This window comes from Shewanella zhuhaiensis, from assembly GCF_022484835.1.
Taxonomy (GTDB): Bacteria; Pseudomonadota; Gammaproteobacteria; order Enterobacterales; family Shewanellaceae; genus Shewanella; species Shewanella khirikhana.
The window spans coordinates 282245-299214 of the sequence record NZ_JAKUDL010000003.1 but is presented as its reverse complement, the minus strand read 5'-3'; the positions used below and the strand labels follow the sequence as shown (position 1 = coordinate 299214).

At 56.7% G+C, this 16970-nt stretch carries 17 protein-coding genes; 10 read left to right on the top strand and 7 right to left on the bottom strand.

Translation table 11 applies throughout. The features are described from left to right. Nucleotides 1-57: 57 nt before the first annotated feature. The 3 genes from MJ923_RS10945 to MJ923_RS10935 all read right to left on the bottom strand — a co-directional run bounded on the left by MJ923_RS10945 (nt 58) and on the right by MJ923_RS10935 (nt 4621). Nucleotides 58-1116: an ACP S-malonyltransferase gene (locus MJ923_RS10945; RefSeq protein ID WP_240591110.1), complete on the bottom strand. Its 1059-nt coding sequence runs from the start codon at nt 1114-1116 to the stop codon at nt 58-60. Then, nucleotides 1113-3368, bottom strand: a complete 2256-nt coding sequence (locus MJ923_RS10940; protein ID WP_240591109.1) for a thiamine pyrophosphate-dependent enzyme — start codon at nt 3366-3368, stop codon at nt 1113-1115. Before MJ923_RS10940 ends, MJ923_RS10945 begins: the two co-directional genes overlap by 4 nt. 77 nt (nt 3369-3445) lie before the next feature. Then, the gene (locus MJ923_RS10935) at nt 3446-4621 is read right to left on the bottom strand and encodes an acyl-CoA dehydrogenase (RefSeq protein WP_240591108.1); all 1176 of its coding nucleotides are present in this window, start codon (nt 4619-4621) and stop codon (nt 3446-3448) included. 171 nt (nt 4622-4792) lie between these two features. Between MJ923_RS10935 and MJ923_RS10930 the strand changes: the two genes are divergently transcribed. From MJ923_RS10930 to MJ923_RS10910, 5 genes are all read left to right on the top strand, one after another. Further along, entirely contained in the window at nt 4793-5629 is an 837-nt protein-coding gene (locus MJ923_RS10930; protein WP_126167983.1) for a LysR family transcriptional regulator, read from the top strand. Between the two features lie 129 nt (nt 5630-5758). Continuing rightward, the gene (locus MJ923_RS10925) at nt 5759-6631 is read left to right on the top strand and encodes a MipA/OmpV family protein (protein WP_240591107.1); all 873 of its coding nucleotides are present in this window, start codon (nt 5759-5761) and stop codon (nt 6629-6631) included. Nucleotides 6632-6636: 5 nt separating this feature from the next. After that, a complete protein-coding gene (locus tag MJ923_RS10920) occupies nt 6637-7038 on the top strand; it encodes a DUF3019 domain-containing protein (protein WP_240591106.1) in 402 nt (133 codons plus the stop codon). Then, a complete protein-coding gene (locus MJ923_RS10915; protein ID WP_420854432.1) occupies nt 7038-7748 on the top strand; it encodes a winged helix-turn-helix domain-containing protein in 711 nt (236 codons plus the stop codon). The genes MJ923_RS10920 and MJ923_RS10915 overlap by 1 nt, the downstream gene beginning before the upstream one ends. Nucleotides 7749-7751: 3 nt before the next feature. Further along, nucleotides 7752-9014, top strand: coding sequence for a sensor histidine kinase (locus MJ923_RS10910; protein ID WP_240591105.1), 1263 nt, complete (start codon nt 7752-7754; stop codon nt 9012-9014). A gap of 82 nt (nt 9015-9096) precedes the next feature. Here the strand turns inward: MJ923_RS10910 and MJ923_RS10905 are convergent, their stop codons facing one another. Next, nucleotides 9097-9408 carry a DUF1289 domain-containing protein gene (locus tag MJ923_RS10905; protein WP_240591104.1) on the bottom strand — a complete coding sequence of 104 codons (312 nt, stop codon included), beginning with the start codon at nt 9406-9408 and terminating at the stop codon, nt 9097-9099. 132 nt (nt 9409-9540) lie between these two features. Between MJ923_RS10905 and MJ923_RS10900 the strand changes: the two genes are divergently transcribed. Beyond that, nucleotides 9541-10059 (top strand): DUF4136 domain-containing protein, encoded by a 519-nt coding sequence (locus MJ923_RS10900; protein ID WP_240591103.1) that lies wholly within the window; start codon nt 9541-9543, stop codon nt 10057-10059. Nucleotides 10060-10120: 61 nt separating this feature from the next. On the opposite strand, the gene MJ923_RS10895 is transcribed toward MJ923_RS10900, so the two are convergent. The 3 genes from MJ923_RS10895 to MJ923_RS10885 form a co-directional block, all read right to left on the bottom strand. Beyond that, complete coding sequence (locus MJ923_RS10895; protein WP_240591102.1) at nt 10121-11593, bottom strand: AAA family ATPase; 1473 nt, start codon at nt 11591-11593, stop codon at nt 10121-10123. A 131-nt stretch (nt 11594-11724) separates the two neighbouring features. Continuing rightward, entirely contained in the window at nt 11725-12870 is a 1146-nt protein-coding gene (locus MJ923_RS10890; protein ID WP_240591101.1) for an HlyD family secretion protein, read from the bottom strand. 2 nt (nt 12871-12872) lie between these two features. Continuing rightward, nucleotides 12873-13313: a DUF3302 domain-containing protein gene (locus MJ923_RS10885; protein WP_240591100.1), complete on the bottom strand. Its 441-nt coding sequence runs from the start codon at nt 13311-13313 to the stop codon at nt 12873-12875. A 197-nt stretch (nt 13314-13510) separates the two neighbouring features. On the opposite strand from MJ923_RS10885, the gene purT reads away from it, so the two are divergent. From purT to MJ923_RS10865, 4 genes are all read left to right on the top strand, one after another. Continuing rightward, entirely contained in the window at nt 13511-14689 is a 1179-nt protein-coding gene (gene purT / locus MJ923_RS10880) for a formate-dependent phosphoribosylglycinamide formyltransferase (RefSeq protein WP_240591099.1), read from the top strand. Nucleotides 14690-15014: 325 nt separating this feature from the next. Beyond that, a complete protein-coding gene (locus MJ923_RS10875) occupies nt 15015-15620 on the top strand; it encodes a PepSY-associated TM helix domain-containing protein (RefSeq protein WP_240591098.1) in 606 nt (201 codons plus the stop codon). 7 nt (nt 15621-15627) lie between these two features. Further along, entirely contained in the window at nt 15628-16134 is a 507-nt protein-coding gene (locus MJ923_RS10870; RefSeq protein WP_240591097.1) for a DUF2271 domain-containing protein, read from the top strand. Between the two features lie 8 nt (nt 16135-16142). Then, nucleotides 16143-16955, top strand: a complete 813-nt coding sequence (locus MJ923_RS10865; RefSeq protein WP_240591096.1) for a DUF4198 domain-containing protein — start codon at nt 16143-16145, stop codon at nt 16953-16955. Nucleotides 16956-16970 lie beyond the last annotated feature (15 nt).

Genomic DNA, 16970 nt, shown 5'->3' with positions numbered 1-16970 from the left:
CTCCTTGCCGTGCATGCCAAGCAATTGCAGGAGCGTCTTGGCATTGACGTGACAGGATTAGGATTTGGGTTTAATTCCCAGTTCGCGCTGCGTCTCCATTCCCAGCGCAATCATGGGGCAGCTCTGCTTTTGGCCTGCGCTGAACTCAGCCTTATTGTGCCAACCAAACCAGTTGCAGCCGATGAGGCTTTGCGCCACAGCGCCGCCAAGGGTGGTGCCCGGGCCCAAAATCATCATCCGGTCCGGGGCAAACTCTTTCACCGCCACCTGTACCGCTGCGGTGAAATCATAGGGCTCGGTAACCTGATGCCCGAGGGTGTAATCCCAGAGTTTTTCAGTGTCTGTGCTGTATTGGGTCCAGATGGCGCCGCGGCCATCCACCATGGGAATTCGGGGCGCTTTAAAGAGACTCTTTGGCAGCAATTTTTTGCCTTTGTCAGAGACCTCGGTTAACAGCGGTGAGTGAAAAGCACCGTGGTTATAAAGCCGCATCGGGTAACGCTCATCGATTTTCGGCAGCCGCGCTTCGGCAAGTTTAAGCCCCGCTTCGTTGCCCGCCAGCACCCTGAAACCACCGAGATGAATCGAGGTATACAGGGCGCAGCCTTCGGTGGCCTCGGCCTCATCAAGCAAGGCATCCAGCATTTGGGTCGCAGCGGGGTTCGTGTGCCAGTTATCATCCATCTCAGGATAAATCAGCTGCCCGCCGATTAAGCCATCCTGCATCATGGAGCCCATGGTATTGATAACGCCGATAGCGCCCTCTTCATCGAGCGCCCCGGCGCAGGCAAGGGCGATATACCAGCCCATGGAGTTGCCGGTCACCGCCACTATCTCGAAGCGATCCCGGTCGATATCCATAAAATCGGCCATGGCGCAGGCGTAAATAAGCGCCGAGGCATTTTCGCCCGGGGTATGCAGCTTGAAGGAGTACTTGTCCATAGCATCCAGTTCGGCAATGGACTTTTGTCCCTCGTGGCGACGAAACGCATCAATACCGGCAATAAAATCCTGCTTATCACCGTGCAGGCGTTTCAGGTATCCCAGCTCTTCTTTGTTGTAGCAGCCACGGCCGGGCGCAATAACCAGCAGCCGTTGTTTGGGTTGTGCGGTCATGCTGAAGCCTCCAAATCCACGACGTTGCCGACTTCACCCACCAGCGCTTTTGCGGCCGCCACTATGCTGTCCTTATTTGGCAGCGGCAAAGTGGCAGCATCAGCAAGCGGAATAAAGCAATCTTCGGCGTTAAGTCGCGCCACCGGCGGGCAGTCATCACCGAGCCGTTCGTGCAGCGCCGTGACTATGGCTTCAGAGACAGAGCCCGAGCGGCGACACTCATCCACCACCAGCACATGGCGACAATTGGCGGCGATATCACAAATGGCGGCTTCGTTGAGGGGCGCAAGGTAGCGCAAGTCCACCAGGGTGCAATTAATACCCGCCTCGGCCAGCGTCTTTTCGGCCTGACAGCTTAAGTAGTAGCCATTGCCGTAGCTGATGATGCACAAATCCTTACCTTCACCGAAGCGGCCGGGCTCGCCAAAGGGCAAAGGCCTGGCTTCACGTTCGGGCACATATTGTGCCGCCCACAGGCTGTCGCCGGTCTCATGCAGGTCGCGGGTCATATAGAGCGCTATTGGCTCAAGGAATATCACCAGCCGCTGCTCTTCACGGGCAAGACGCACACATTCCCGCAGCATGCCCTGGGCATCGGCGCCATTGGATGGACAGGCGAGGATAAGCCCGGGAATATCGCGAAACACGGTAAAGGAGTTGTCGTTATGGAAGTGACCGCCGAACCCCTTCTGATAAGCCAGACCCGCAATGCGGATCACCATGGGATTGGTGTACTGACCATTGGAGAAGAAAGGTAAAGTGGCCGCCTCGCCGCGAATTTGGTCTTCGGCGTTATGCACATAGGCCAAAAACTGGATTTCGGGAATGGGCAGAAGGCCATTATGGGCCATGCCGGTGGCGAGCCCCAAAATGGAGGTTTCATCCAGCAGGGTATTGATAACCCGGCTTGGACCAAAGCGCTCAACCAGCCGCGAGGTAACATGATAAACCCCGCCCTTTTTGCCCACATCCTCGCCGCAGATAACTATGTTGTCGTTACTTGCCATCAGCTCTGTGAGGGTCAGGTTAATCAGCTTACCCATGTGCACAGGCTTACCCAGCGACTGCTTGTCGGCCGCAAAAAGATTCGCAAAAGCTTCATCCCCCAACGTCTTCACAGCGCGGGGATTGGCAAGCCTCGGCGGCACCACACTCGCCATGGCACCTTCAGCGCTTTTAAGCTTGGGACGGGTGGCAGCCACTCTGGCGATGGCAGCAATCCGGCCTTTAAGCTCCTGATACATCGCGAGGATTTGCTCTGCGCTCAATACATCCGCCTCTATCAGCATGGCGGCGCTGCGAAGCAAGGGGTCCAACGCCTCGTTTTCAAGGATTTTCCCCTTGGGCAGATAGGCTATCTCGGCATCACTGCCGGCATGGCCCATCAGGCGCACTGTGCGCACATGTAAAAACACCGGCTGACGGTGGCTGCGACACCAGTGGGCCGCTTCTTTGGCCACCTTGTAGGTATCCAGCAAATCCAGTCCATCGCAACAAAAATACTTAAGCCCCGGCCTTTGGCTGAAATTGGCGCCAATCCAGCCCTTGGGCGTGGGGGTAGAAATACCTATGCCGTTGTCTTCACAGACAAACATCAGCGGCATGGGAATATTCTGAAACGCCGCCCAGCAGGCCGCATTAATAGCTGTCTGGGCACTGGCATGGTTGGCCGAGGCATCACCAAAGTTACACATGGCGATGGCATCAGGAGGCAAGGCCCCTTCAACACCAAGGCGCTCGGTGAGTGGAATACTCAAGGCCACACCCACCGCCTTGGGCAGGTGGGAAGCAATGGTCGAGGTTTGCGGTGGAATATTGAGTGACTTGCTGCCCAGCACCTTGTGGCGGCCGCCGGAGATGGGGTCTTCGCATGAGGCCGCGAATGACAGCATCATGTCCCACAGTACGGTTTCCGCTGCCTCATGGCGGCTACGTTCCACCATAAAGGCGCCGCTGCGGTAGTGCAGCAATGCCATGTCGCTGGTATTGAGCACAGCGGCGATGGCGGCGTTGCCCTCATGCCCCGAAGAGCCAATGGTATAAAAGCCTTCGTTGCGGGCACGCATCCGCCGCGATTCCAAATCCAGCAGGCGGCTTTTTAATTGGGATTCAAAAATCCCCACAAAGTCGGCATCACTGAGCCCAAGGCGGCGATGATCCCAGCCCTGGGTGTGTTCGAGAAAGGCCTCGATGCGGCCGCTCTCCAATGCCTCAATAAACTGCCGCTCGACGGCAATAGCCCTGTCTTCCATGCTTATCCCTCACTGAATGAACATCCCTCACTGGGTGAACGATACAAAAGCGGGGGCGCGCGGCCCCCGTTTTCCCATCAGCAAAATGCCTGCAGATCGGTTTGGGCACGGCCCAGGATCAGGGCATGGATGTCGTGGGTGCCCTCGTAGGTATTCACAGCCTCGAGGTTCATCACATGGCGGATTACATGGAATTCATCGCTGATGCCGTTGCCGCCGTGCATATCGCGGGCGATGCGGGCAATGTCCAGCGCCTTACCACAGGAGTTGCGTTTAATCAGAGAGATAGCCTCTACCGGCAGGGCGTCGGCATCCATCAGGCGGCCAGCCTGCAGGCAGGCAAAGAGGCCGGTGGTGATCTCGGTTTGCATATCGGCCAGTTTCTTCTGATACAGCTGATTGGCGGCCAGCGGTCGATTGAACTGAATACGGTCCAGGCCATACTGACGGGCCGCATGCCAGCAGAATTCGGCGGCGCCGAGGGCGCCCCAGGCGATACCGTAGCGCGCCTTGTTCAGGCAGCCGAATGGCCCCTTAAGGCCTTCAACGTTTGGCAGCAGCGCATCTTCGCCCACTTCCACATTGTCCATCACAATTTCGCCGGTGATGGAGGCGCGCAGGGAGAACTTACCCTCAATCTTCGGCGCCGACAGGCCCTTCATGCCCTTTTCGAGCACAAAACCACGGATGGCGCCATCAAGCTTGGCCCACACCACAAACACATCGGCAATGGGTGAGTTGGTGATCCACATCTTGGCACCGGTAATACGATAGCCGCCATCAATGCGCTCGGCGCGGGTCTTCATGCCGGCGGGATCCGAGCCCACATCCGGCTCGGTAAGACCAAAGCAGCCCACCCACTCGCCTGTTGCCAGCTTGGGCAGGTACTTGCGGCGCTGCGCTTCGGTGCCATAGGTGTAGATGGGGTGCATCACCAGAGACGACTGCACGCTCATGGCCGAGCGATAACCACTGTCGACCCGCTCGATTTCACGGGCCACCAGCCCGTAACTGACATAATTGGCGTTGGCGCAGCCGTATTCTTCAGGCAGCGTCGCACCAAGCAGACCCAGTTCACCCAGCTCGTTCATGATTTCGCGGTCGAAATGTTCTTCTCGATTCGCCATCAGCACCCGCGCCATCAATTTGTCCTGGGCATACTCGTGCACCATATCGCGGATCATCCGCTCTTCTTCGGTCAGCAGGGAGTTGAAGTTCAGTGGGTCTTGCCAGTCAAATTGCACGCGGGCCATAGGGTCGTCCTTTGTTGTGTCTTGTTGTTTGCTGGCAGCTTGGATGGCCAATAGCAGAGGCCTCAGCGCCACTTGTGATTTGCACTAGCATAGGCATAATCAATCATTAGGAAAAATATTCTTTTTCTCTTACTCCCATAGAATTTTTCTATACCTTACGCGCAGGGAAAGATGAATCTTAAGGCCTTGAATTACTTCGTTGCCGTGCTCGAAAAAGGCAGTATCAGCGCTGCCGCCAAGCACTGCTACATCGCCCAGCCGTCGATTTCGGCGGCCATTGCTGCGCTGGAATCCGAGCTCGGCGTGCAGCTGTTTGCCCGCCACGGCAAGGGCGTCTCGGCCACCGACGCAGGCATGCGTCTGTATCCGCTCGCCAAGCGGCTGTTGAACGAGTCCAAAGCCATTCAGTCGCTGTTTTCCAAACCCGAAACCCAGGTGCCGTTTCGACTGGGGCTTATCCGCTCCCTGGGCGTCAATCGAATGAGTATGCTGCTTAAAGACTTCACAGCCGCCTGCCCAGACATGGATTTAACCCTGGTGGAGCCCAGTGAAGAGTGCGATGGGCGCATCATCACCACCGCCGACCTGACCCCCAACGAAAGCTTTCAGGCCATGTGGCACGACACCTATTTGCTGGCCATTCCCCCTTCCCTCAGCCTGGCGCTGAAAAACAGCATCCGACTCGAAGATCTGCAGGGGCAACCCTTTATTCACAGAGCCCCCTGCGAGGCCCTGACAAGTCTGCAACAATTGCTGGATATGGAAGGGATAAAGATGCAGGTGCGGGCCCGAATTCAGACCATCGAATATGCGGTGGGTTTGGTGGCCGCCGGACTCGGCATTGCCCTGGTGCCTGCCATACCGGCGCTGCTGGATCAACAGGATATTGTGTTCCGGCCGCTGGCGGACATCGAACTTAAGCGCACGGTTGGGCTGGCGTTGCCCCTGGGCCGAGCACAAAGCGTGCAACAACGCCAGCTTTCCGTGCTTTGCAAGCTGTGCAATTAACCTGACAGTTACCGGATTAAGACACAGGTATCAATTTGCAACTGCCAAAGTTTAACCACTGGTTTGACTGAAATTAAATGATACTCTGTTGCCATAAATGTTAACGAGAACCCAGTGTCAGACACTAAGATGAAGTCATTGTTTTGCGGTTTAATATTGTCGGCAATCAGCCTCTCGCCACTGGCAGCGCGGGCCGAATTGGTGTGCGATGACACCACCGACTGTATCACCAAGGGTAGTTGGGATTTGGGCATCGCCTTCGGCTATGGTCAGAAAACCAATCCGCTCAAAGACTTCAAAGACATCCCCATCTATGTGTTGCCCACCATCGCCTACTACGGTGATAACTGGTTTTTCGACAATGGCGCTGTGGGTTACACCCTTACCGAGCAGGAACGCTTCACAGTGAATCTGGTTACCGGCTTTTCCAGCGACCGCGCCTTCTTCTACCGCTGGGATCCGTCCAATATCTTCCTTGCCGGCAGCTCACGCAGCTTTGAACAGAGCCCGTTCAGAAGCTTGCCGATACAAATGACGGCTGAGTCCCAACAAATTGGTGAACTTGAATCACGCCACTTTACTTACCTTGGCGGAGTTGAGGCGTACGTTTACAACCGTTTCGGCACCTGGCGACTCGCGCTTTTGCATGATCTATTCGATGTGCACGACGGCATGGAAGGTCAGGTAAAGTGGAACTACCATCTGGCTCACAAAAACTTAAGCCTTGATTTTGCAGTATTCTTTGACTGGAAAAGCCAAGAAGTTGTGAACTACTACTATGGCGTACGGCCATCGGAAAGTGCATACTGGAGCGACAAATACCGGGCAGAAGACGGCTGGAACCGCGGTGCGGAACTCACGGCCCGGTACCATCTGACGCCTGAATGGGAACTGCTGATGACAGCCCGCTACACCCAATTTGCCGACACCATTGCGGCCAGCCCGCTGCTCGATGAAGACGATAGCTACGCCTACCTGATTGGGGCCGCATACAGGTTCTAGCACCTTTGAAAGTCTATGGCCGCCTCCTGTGTTTACTGCCACTGTTAAGCCCATCCGGCCTGGCAGCGACCAAAGACGCCGATAAAAAGTCCAGCAGCCTGGAACTGACCCCCAGCCTGTGCCTGTTTAATCCCCAGTCCGAGCGCTGTGACATTCGGGTCACCCTCACCTGGTTGTCACAGCAGCCGGTGTGCATCGAAGTGGATTTGCCTCAGCTGCAACGCTGGTGCATTAAGGACGAGCAACAAGACTCGCTGACATTGGATATCAGCACCGACAAAGACGTGCATTTTGTGATGCGCGATCAACAGAGTAATCAGCCGCTCGCCGACGCGGTACTCAGAGTCAAACCCCTGAGCGAACCCCAAACCCGGCGGCGCTTTCGTAACCCATGGAGTATCTTCTGATGACGACACAAGCACCACACCGAGTTTTGCTGGTTGAAGATGATGTGCGCCTTGCCAATCTTATCGTGGATTACCTCAAGGCCAACGGCATGCATGTGGAGCTGGAGCGCCGTGGTGATACCGTGCTGACCCGCCTGCTGAACTACAATCCGGATATCATTCTGCTGGACATCATGCTGCCCGGCATGGACGGTTTGACCCTGATTGAAAAGCTGCCCGACTACTTCGCTGGCCCCATTCTGCTGATGAGCGCCCTCGGCTCCAACGAAGATCAGATCAAGGGCCTGGAACTGGGCGCCGACGACTATGTTGTCAAACCGGTTGACCCGGCACTGCTGGTTGCCCGTATCAACAACCTGCTGCGCCGCCACAGCGCGCCGCCCAAGCAGGAAAGCCATTGCCTCACTTTCGGCAAGCTGAGCATTGACCCGCACACTCAGACCATTCGTCTGGGCGAAAAGGAAGTGGATCTGACCAGCCATGAATTCGAGCTGCTGTGGCTGCTGGCCTCTCAGGCCGGTCAGGTGCTGAGCCGTCAGTACATCTACCATTACCTGCTCAATATCGACTTCGATGGTAAGGACCGCAAGATAGATGTGCGCATCTCGCGTCTGCGTAAAAAGCTCGACGACAACCTGGAAACCCCGTTCCGCATCAAGACCGTGTGGGGTCAGGGCTATCTGTTTGCCCCCGAGGCCTGGACCAACTGAGTCGTGAAACGCCTCTTCCTCAGCCTGTATCTGCTCCTGTGTCTGTCTATCCTCGGGATAGGCTGGACACTGGACAGCCTCTGGCACCACAACGTGGACGACACCACGGCTGAGGACGCACCTTTTTTGGCTCTGGCGCAAATTCTGGCTGATATGCCAGCAGATGAGCGCGCCCAACACCTTAAATTGCTCGACGAAAACCAATCCCTGCCACTGACATTGGTGGATGCCAGCCAGGTGGCGCTGTCCAGCAACACCCCCCTTGGCAGCGACAAAGTCTTTACCATAGCGCTGGATGACAACAAGGAAATGCGCCTGGTACGCATTGGTGAGCAGGTGCTGATGGCAGGCCCGCTGGAGATAGACCCGCGGGAAGATCTTCGCGGCCTCTTTACCCTGTTTTTCTATTTGATGCTGGCCGGGGTGGCACTGATTTGGGTGTGGCCACTGTCGCGGGACATCCGCATTCTGCGGGAAGCCACAGAGGCATTCGGCCGCGCCAAGTGGGACACCCGCATCGCGCTTTCCAGCCGCTCGCAAGTGGCAAGCCTCGCCGATACCTTCAACGAAATGGCGCGCCATATCAGTGCCCTTATCGACAATCAAAAGCACCTGACCAATGCGGTATCCCACGAAATCCGCACCCCGCTGGCGAGGCTGAAGTTTGCCCTGGCGCTGATGCCCACCTACTGCGGCGAAGGCAGCGACGAAGACAAACGCAATGCCTTTCTTGCCGATATGCAGATGGATATCAAAGAGATGGAGCAGCTGCTATCCGAACTGCTCACCTTTGCCAGCCTGGAAGCCCCCAGGGAAGAGCTGGAGTTTGAGCGCACCAATCTATCGGCGCTGACCCGCCAGACGGTGGAACGGCTTAAAACCCTTGCTGCCACCCCCATTGAGCTGCAATTGCCCACAGAGGATGCCACAGCACCTGCCGACCCATCGCTGATTGAGCGGGCGCTGCAAAACCTTATCACCAACGCCCAGCGCTTCGCCCAGAGTCGAATTCTGGTTGGGCTTGAGCGTCATAATGGCCGCTGGCATCTGTGGGTGGAAGACGATGGAGAGGGGATCCCGGCGCAGGATCAGGGCAGGATTTTTGAACCCTTCTACCGGGTCAGCAGTGCCCAGAATGGCAACAAGGGCCATGGTCTGGGGCTGGCGATTATCAAGCGTATCATGCAGCGCCATAAAGGAAGCGTGGAGCTTGAAAGCAAGCCCGGCAAAACCCGCTTTACCCTTATCTTACCCACCAAGCCTTAAGGGCGGCCAGGCTGAGACTGAGACTGAAGCTGAGATTGGGCTGGAACCGAAGCCTGGGGCATTAAGGTACAACAACGGCAGCTCAATCGAGACTGAAATCGCCCAAATCGAGCTCGGGCTCATCCTTAGCGTCATCATCCAGTGCCAGGGTGGCGTTGGCGGCGCTGCGTTCGGCCTGTAAGGCTTCCTGCTTTGCCTTGTAAAGCGCGTAGGCGCGGCGCCGTTTGCGGTCTTTGCACAGGCGGATCACTTCGGTCTTTTGCGCATCCGACATTTGTTGCCAGTTAAAACGCTCGTCCCTGCTTCGAAAGCAGCCCAGGCAATAGCCACGGTTGTCACTCTGACACACGTTAATACAAGGGCTTGGAATTTCGAAAAAAACTAATTGTTCCATGGACAAAGGCGAAGATTAGCGTATCCGCTAGGTATAACATCAATCCCTTAAAAAGGCGAAATAATCTACAACCCAAGACTTGCCAGCGTCCGCCCCAAGGCGCAGAGTAGGAAAAAACCAGGGAGACGGCCCATGAAAAAAAGCTTACTGATTTTATTGTCTTTGCTGCTTACCGCCTGCCAGAGCAGCCCCACCACAGACTACGACCCCAAGGTGAATTTTGGCGCGATGAAAACCTTCGCCCTGCTGTCGCCGCCCCAAACCACAGACCCCCTCAGTTCCGAGCGCATTCGTACTTCGGTGGAACAAAGCCTGCTGGCCAAGGGCTTCAGCGAAAGTGCCACCCCCGACTTCAAGGTAACCTGGGCATTTGAAACCGGCAGCAAGCCATCAGGCTCAGGGCTGTCCATTGGCCTTGGCAGCGGCTCATGGGGCCGCTCCGGCGGCGTAAGCCTAGGCACCAGCGTCGGTATTCCACTTGGCGGCGATAAGCTGTATCAGCTTATCCAGATTGATGTATTGAGCAGCGGCGCCGATAAACTCTTGTGGCGCGGCAGTGACGGCTTTGAGTTCAGTGAAGGCGGCGATGATAAGGCCGACGCCACCCAGGCAACCGTCGATAAAATCCTGGCGCTGTTTCCGCCCAAATAGCAACGCCTCGGCTAACCAAGCCATCAAAAAGCCGCCTCTTGGGTGGCTTTTTTGTTTGGCGTTATTCGTCCTGATGGGCGTTAACAGTGCGCCCACTGGCCCAGGCTTTAAGGGCGAGAATTTTCTCCCGCATCACCACCGACAAAGGCCGGGTACGGGATAACTCTTCGAGGATAATGGCTTGATCCACAGGTTGCTGACGACTGGCCGCTGCATAAATAGCAGAAATCACGCCTTGTTCAATCTCAGCGCCACTGAAGCCATGGCTTGAGCGCGACAAGAGCCCCAGATCCATGTTGGTCACATCCACCCCACGCTTCTTGCAGTGAATAAGGAATATCGCCTTACGGATTTCTTCATCGGGCAGATCCACAAAGAAGATTTCATCCAGACGGCCCTTACGCATCAACTCAGGCGGCAGCGCCTGAATGTCGTTGGCGGTGGCCACCAGAAACACATCGCTCTTGCGCTCCGCCATCCAGGTCAGCAGCGCCCCGAGGATACGCTGCGAGGTGCCTTCATCACTGCTGCCGCCGCTGATCCCTTTCTCGATTTCATCAATCCACAATACACAGGGCGCCATCAAATCCGCCAGCTCCAGCGCCTGACGCAGGTTCTTTTCGGTTTCGCCTATGTATTTGTTATAGAGCGCGCCCATATCTAGCCTGAGCAGTGGCCGCTGCCACACACCCGCCACCGCCTTGGCGGCGAGACTCTTACCACTGCCCTGCACCCCAAGCAGCATGATGCCCTTGGGCGGCGGCGCGCTGGCATCTCTGCCCGCCGGAGCGCGGGCCTTAAGCCATTCTTTGAGGTTATGCAGTCCGGCGATATCGGCAAAGCTGCTGGTGTCGTATTCGTATCTGAGCACACCATCCATGTCCATCAGGCGGAACTTGGCCTGATTCACCCGCTCCACATCGTCGCTGGTGATGGCGCCATCGTCCACTATGGCTTTATGGATTAGCCTGCGGGCATCATCAAAAGTCACGCCGCGCAGGTTATCGGCAAGGCGGGACACAGCCGCTTCATCCACGCTGAGGGGAATGCCCTGACGGCGCACCTTGTCTATCTCTTCCACAATCAGGTTTTCGAGCTGGTTCTTGCTCGGCAATGACAGCCGGAAATGGGCACAGTAACGGCGGATTTCCGGCGGAATATCAAAAGCATGACTTACCAGCACCAAGGTATGCTTCAGGGCGTCGTACTCAAGCGCGATTTCTTTCAGCAAACGCACATTGCGCGGCGCATCCTGCACAAAAGGATGGAAGTCGCACAGCACATAAATGCCCTGCTGTTGGGTGGCTTTAATTTGCCCGAGCAGATCGCCGGGATCGGCATTGAACTTCTGCGTGCCCATGTCTTTATCGACCCGCGACAGGCCACTGGTAATCGACCAGGTAAACAGCGGCTGATACAGGGTGGCAGCAACCCGTTTGAGCAGCTCAATCACCCGATACTCTTCATAGGTTTCAATCACCACTATGGGCGTGTTCGACCGTAAAACTGCTGTTAAATCCTGTACATCCTGCATCTGCTTTTATCCGTTCAATAAAAAGGGGGCTCAGCGAGCCCCACGATTATGCGTCTAAATCCCCCGGCAAAACAACGCCGGGGCCTGAGTAGCCTGTTAACGCCCTTCGGCAAATAGCCTTGGCCGGGCTGTTAATGCCCTTCGGCAAATAAATAGTTAAGCCAGCCCTGCATCCGCAGCAGCACTTTACGCATCACAGCCACATGGGAGAAATGGTCGGTGTAGATAGCCGCCTGCCCCGCCACCCCAGCCGGGAACTGGCCGATTTCTTCCGGCTTATCAAACTCAATCATCACCAGTACCCTGCCGCGCTGGAACAGCCGCGCCGATGACTGCAATTGCCCGGTGGACTGCACTTCACCTTCGGCCATGGCCGGCAGCACCTGAGCCACCCTGCCATGAAACACCTGGCCAGGGGCGGCATCGAGGATCACCTCGGCTTCATCACCGGCCTTGAGGCGCAGCAAGGAGTTTTGCCAGAAGGCGCCCACAAAATAACGCTGCTCGTCAGGGATAAAGCTCATCACCGGCCGAAGCGGCATAGGCACCACCACCATTCCCGGACGCAGCGCCATATGGGTGACCATGCCATCGGTTGGTGCACGCACCACAGATTGTTCGAGGTCAAACTCGGCCTTGGCCAGATCGGCGCGGGCCGCCGCTACCTTGGTGTTTACGCCATCGATATTGGACTCGTAGGCCAGACGCACCCGCATCTCTTCGGCCTTGGCTGCCGTGAGCTGGGCTTCAGAGGCAAGGTACATCTGCCGCTTGTTATCCAGCTCAAGCTCGGTAAAGGGCGAGTTGGCGCCGCCCTTTTTACGACCGGCCTGATAACGATTGTACTCGGCCTGGGTTCTGTCTCTGTCGGCCTGGGCACGCTCAACACTGGCCTTGGCGGTTTCCCAGGCGGCTTCCAGTTGCGGCACTTCCTGTTCGGCCGCTTTCAGGGCCGCACGCTTTTGCACCAATGCCGCTTCAAACGGAGTGGGGTCGAGCCTGAACAGTACATCCCCTTGTTTTACCGGCACATTGGGCTTTACCGCCACCTCGTTCACCTTACCGGTCACCAAGGGATTAATGGGCACAGACACAAAGTATTCCCGGGCAAAGCGGCTGTAAGGGTGGTTGTAGTTCATCAACAGCAGCAAGGTGCCAATCAGCACTATGCCGCCCAGCACCGCAGTGGGCACAGTCCACTTGGTCAGGGGGATTTTGAAGACTTTGAAAATCACCACGCAAAACGCGGTGTAGGTGAGGATAAGCAGCAGATCCATGGTTATTCCTCCCCTGCCTTGGTGGATGATGGCGTATTCAGCGGCGCGTCGCTCGTCTTGGCGTTGGCTGCGGATTGGCTGGCTGCGGATTGGCTGGCAGCGCTGGCTTTGTCCAGCTCCAGTGCCTGCAGGCGATTTTCAAGCTCCAGCAGATTGGCGCTCAGCTCTTTCACCTTTTCTTCAAGCTCCAGCTCGCGCTTTACCACAGTGCCAAACCCCCAGCCGCGGTCTTCGCGGTAGAGGGTGGCCCAAATCCACAGGAAGGGCCAAAGCACATGCAGGGTAAACAGGCTCACCCATCCGGCGATATGCAGGGCATCCTGTTGTGGGTGATTGCGTTTTTTCGCAATTTCGTAAGGGATATCGTGAATAGCAATAATGCCGTAGAAAATCACTATCACCACAAAGAACAGCAGCCCCAGGGCAAAGTAGTCCAAGAACACAGACACCTCCATCGATGCCAATTGATTTGATTTTGTTACCAAAGGGTAGCGCAATTTGCAGCATCGATACCAGAATCCAGCGCAATAGTTTTGCAATTTCCGTTTGATTTTTCCCACATTTTACGAATGCCAGCCCAACACTTTCCGCCAAGACGGGTTATGATTTTGACTGCCAACAAAAACGAGGTAATTAAACCATGATAGGCACCCCCTACACCCCGGGCGCAACCCGCGCCATGTTGCTGGGCTCAGGCGAGCTGGGCAAAGAAGTGGCGATTGAGCTGACCCGGCTTGGGGTTGAGGTCATCGCCGTTGACCGCTATCCCAATGCGCCGGCCATGCAGGTGGCCCATCGCAGCCATGTGATCAATATGCTGGATGCCAACGCGCTGAAAGGCCTGATTGCCACAGAGCAGCCCCATCTGGTAATCCCGGAAATCGAGGCCATTGCCACCCAGGCACTGGTGGAACTGGAAGCCGATGGTTTGAAGGTGGTGCCCACCGCCCGGGCCACCCGACTGACCATGGACAGGGAAGGCATTCGCCGCCTGGCCGCCGAAACCCTGGCCTTGCCCACCTCACCCTATGTCTTTTGCGACAGCCTGGCTGAGCTTGAAGCCGGCATCGACACAACCGGTATTCCCTGCGTGGTGAAGCCGGTGATGAGCTCGTCCGGCAAGGGCCAGAGCGTGATCCGCAGCCATGAAGATATTCAAAAAGCCTGGGACTACGCCCAAAGCGGTGGCCGCGCCGGCGAAGGCCGCATCATAGTCGAAGGCTTTATCGACTTTGATTATGAAATCACCCTGCTGACCATCTCGGCGATAGACGGCATTCATTTCTGCGCCCCTATCGGCCATCGTCAGGAAGACGGTGATTACCGTGAGTCGTGGCAGCCACAGGCGATGAGCGCCCTGGCGTTGGAGCGTGCCCAGAGCATTGCCCGCGCCGTGGTGGAAAACCTGGGCGGCTACGGCCTCTTCGGGGTGGAGCTCTTTATCAAGGGCGATGAGGTGTACTTCTCGGAAGTGTCGCCAAGACCCCACGACACCGGCATGGTTACCCTGATAAGCCAGGATCTGTCTGAATTTGCCCTGCATGTGCGCGCCATTCTCGGCCTGCCGATTGGTGAAATTATCCAGCAAGGCCCCTGCGCCTCGGCCGTGGTGCTGGTGGAAGGCGACTCCAGCAACATAGGTTACTCAGGTCTTGCCGACGCCCTCGCCCAGCCAGGGACCCAATTGCGGCTGTTTGCCAAACCCGAAATCCATGGCCGCCGTCGTCTTGGGGTGGCTCTGGCCCGCGCTCAGAGTATCGATGACGCCGTGGCCCGCGCCCTGAAAAGCGCCGCCTGCATCAAGGTGCACTTTAACTAAGCCAGGTCTGGGCCTGTGCCTGGATCTCGGCTTTGGCTTGGATCTGAGCCTGAATCTGATTCTGAATCGACCGCAATAGAGCTGCCCCATCAGGCAGCTCTTTTTATTCTGACGCCCTGCAAACTGCCGCTTATTCCCATTACCGATAACAACCGCCGCTCCCAAGCCTTCCGCCCAGCAGCCCATTCAGCAGCTCGCCGGCCCCCTTCAGTTACAACGCCGCCCCCAATCGATCGCGGATTTGTAAACAATGTAAAGCCGATTCAATTAGTAATAGTTCTCAATTAGATTTGAGCCACAATTTGCTGCTACTTCATTCGTATCCATGTCTGTTTCATTGCGCCCGGGTAAGTGGGCGCTGTCCGTCGCCCGTACCCTGCATATTTATGTGTCGATGGCGCTGCTGCTGTTGATGCTGTTTTTCGCCTTCACCGGCATCACCCTCAATCACCCGGATTGGTTTGGCGCATCCAACGCCTTGCGGGAAGAAACCGAGCAACCGCTACCCGACTTTTTGTTACCGGTCGAAGCCGATTCCGCCGACTGGCAGGAAGCCGCCGCCCACTGGCTCGCCAGCGAGTGGCAGGCCAGCCGCCAGCAGGTGGAAGTGAGTGAAGATGAATTGCTGCTGGTGCAAAAAGGCCCCGGACGCTACCGCTCAGTGCTGCTGGATACCGAAGCGGCTGTGGTGGTGGCCGAATCCCTCGACTATGGCCTGGTTGCGCTGCTGAACGACCTGCACAAGGGCCGCAATTCCGGCGCTGTGTGGAGCTGGGTAATCGATTTGAGTGCGGTGCTGATGTTGCTGTTTTCCCTTACCGGCGCCTTTTTACTGTTACCGCAAAAGCGCCGCCTCAAGCGCTCGCTGGGGTACATGACGGCCGTCAGCAGCGTCTGCATCGCCATCTACTGGCTGTTTATTCCTACCTGAGGACCTTATGAAACTGAAGAGATTATCGCTGGCCGCGCTCTTGTGCCTGCCTCTGCTGGCACAGGCCAATATGGAAGTTGAGCTTAGCCTCAGTGAAATCACCACCGGCCAATATCACAGGCCCTACACCGCAGTGTGGGTAGAAGATGCCAAAGGCCAGTCGGTGAAAACCATCGCCCTGTGGGTTCAGCACGACGGCCACAAGTGGTTTAAAGACATCCGCCGTTGGTGGCGCAAGGCCGGGCGCGATAACCCCGCCATGGTCGATGCCATCTCCTCGGCTACCCGTCCGGCGGGCAAATACCGCATTGGCTGGGATCTGAGTGACGACAGCGGCAAACCACTGCCCGATGGTGACTATCAGCTGTTTATTGAAGTAGTGCGGGAACACGGCGGCCGCGAGCTTATCCGCCACAAGTTCAGCCTGCCCGGCGAGAGTTTTGACAGCCCCCTGGCCGCCACCACGGAAACCGGTCCGGGCCACATTCGTTTCACCCGTTCAGCCACCCGCTAAGGAGCCCCATGAAATCACTTATTCCGCTGAGCCTGTTGCTGCTCGCCCCCCTCGCCCAGGCCCATGACCGCTGGATTTTACCGAGCCATTTCAATGTCTCCGCCGAAGACGGCAAAGGCGTGTGGCTGTCGGCCGATGTCAGCGCCAGCAATCAGGTGTTCGAGTTCGATAAAGCCTTCGGCGCCGAAGATGTGTTGATCATTACCCCCGCCGGTAAAACCGAGCGCCCCAGCTCCAGCTACCGTGGCAGCCGCCGCTCTGTGTTTGACTACCTGCTGGCCGAAGATGGCACCTACAAGCTGACCAAGGAAGCCAAGCCAAGGTACTTCTCGCGCTACAAAGTCAAAGGTCAGGACAAGCCGGTGCGCAGCAGCGTCGATAAAGAGAGCACCCGCGCTCAGATGCCCAAAGATGGCTACGAGCTTGAAGGCGCACTGTATTTCTCCCGTATCGAATCCTTTGTCACCCTGAATAAGCCCTCAGATAAGGCATTCAGCCCAACCGGTGAGTATCTGGAGCTTGTGCCGCTGACCCATCCGGCCGACTTTGTCGAAGGTGAGCCAATCAGCCTGAAACTGCTGTACAACGGCAAGCCCAAGGCGGGCGTGGAAGTGACTCTGGTGGCCGATGGCACCCGCTATCGCAATCAGCTAAACGAGCTGAAGCTCACCAGCAATGACGAAGGCGTGGTTGAGTTTACCCTGCCCCGCGCCGGACGTTATCTGCTGCACGCCGAGCACGAAGAAAAGCTGAAAGACACCCGCCTTGCCGACAAGAGCGTGAGCGAAATCTTCCTGAGTTTCGAAGCGGGCTTGCAGTAAGCGTTTTTGCCAAAG

Coding starts and splice junctions, on each gene's coding strand:
- MJ923_RS10945 (WP_240591110.1), bottom strand. CDS start 1,116: ATGACCGCACAACCCAAACAACGGCTGCTGGTTATTGCGCCCGGCCGT.
- MJ923_RS10940 (WP_240591109.1), bottom strand. CDS start 3,368: ATGGAAGACAGGGCTATTGCCGTCGAGCGGCAGTTTATTGAGGCATTG.
- MJ923_RS10935 (WP_240591108.1), bottom strand. CDS start 4,621: ATGGCCCGCGTGCAATTTGACTGGCAAGACCCACTGAACTTCAACTCC.
- MJ923_RS10930 (WP_126167983.1), top strand. CDS start 4,793: ATGAATCTTAAGGCCTTGAATTACTTCGTTGCCGTGCTCGAAAAAGGC.
- MJ923_RS10925 (WP_240591107.1), top strand. CDS start 5,759: ATGAAGTCATTGTTTTGCGGTTTAATATTGTCGGCAATCAGCCTCTCG.
- MJ923_RS10915 (WP_420854432.1), top strand. CDS start 7,038: ATGACGACACAAGCACCACACCGAGTTTTGCTGGTTGAAGATGATGTG.
- MJ923_RS10905 (WP_240591104.1), bottom strand. CDS start 9,408: ATGGAACAATTAGTTTTTTTCGAAATTCCAAGCCCTTGTATTAACGTG.
- MJ923_RS10900 (WP_240591103.1), top strand. CDS start 9,541: ATGAAAAAAAGCTTACTGATTTTATTGTCTTTGCTGCTTACCGCCTGC.
- MJ923_RS10895 (WP_240591102.1), bottom strand. CDS start 11,593: ATGCAGGATGTACAGGATTTAACAGCAGTTTTACGGTCGAACACGCCC.
- MJ923_RS10890 (WP_240591101.1), bottom strand. CDS start 12,870: ATGGATCTGCTGCTTATCCTCACCTACACCGCGTTTTGCGTGGTGATT.
- purT (WP_240591099.1), top strand. CDS start 13,511: ATGATAGGCACCCCCTACACCCCGGGCGCAACCCGCGCCATGTTGCTG.
- MJ923_RS10875 (WP_240591098.1), top strand. CDS start 15,015: ATGTCTGTTTCATTGCGCCCGGGTAAGTGGGCGCTGTCCGTCGCCCGT.
- MJ923_RS10870 (WP_240591097.1), top strand. CDS start 15,628: ATGAAACTGAAGAGATTATCGCTGGCCGCGCTCTTGTGCCTGCCTCTG.
- MJ923_RS10865 (WP_240591096.1), top strand. CDS start 16,143: ATGAAATCACTTATTCCGCTGAGCCTGTTGCTGCTCGCCCCCCTCGCC.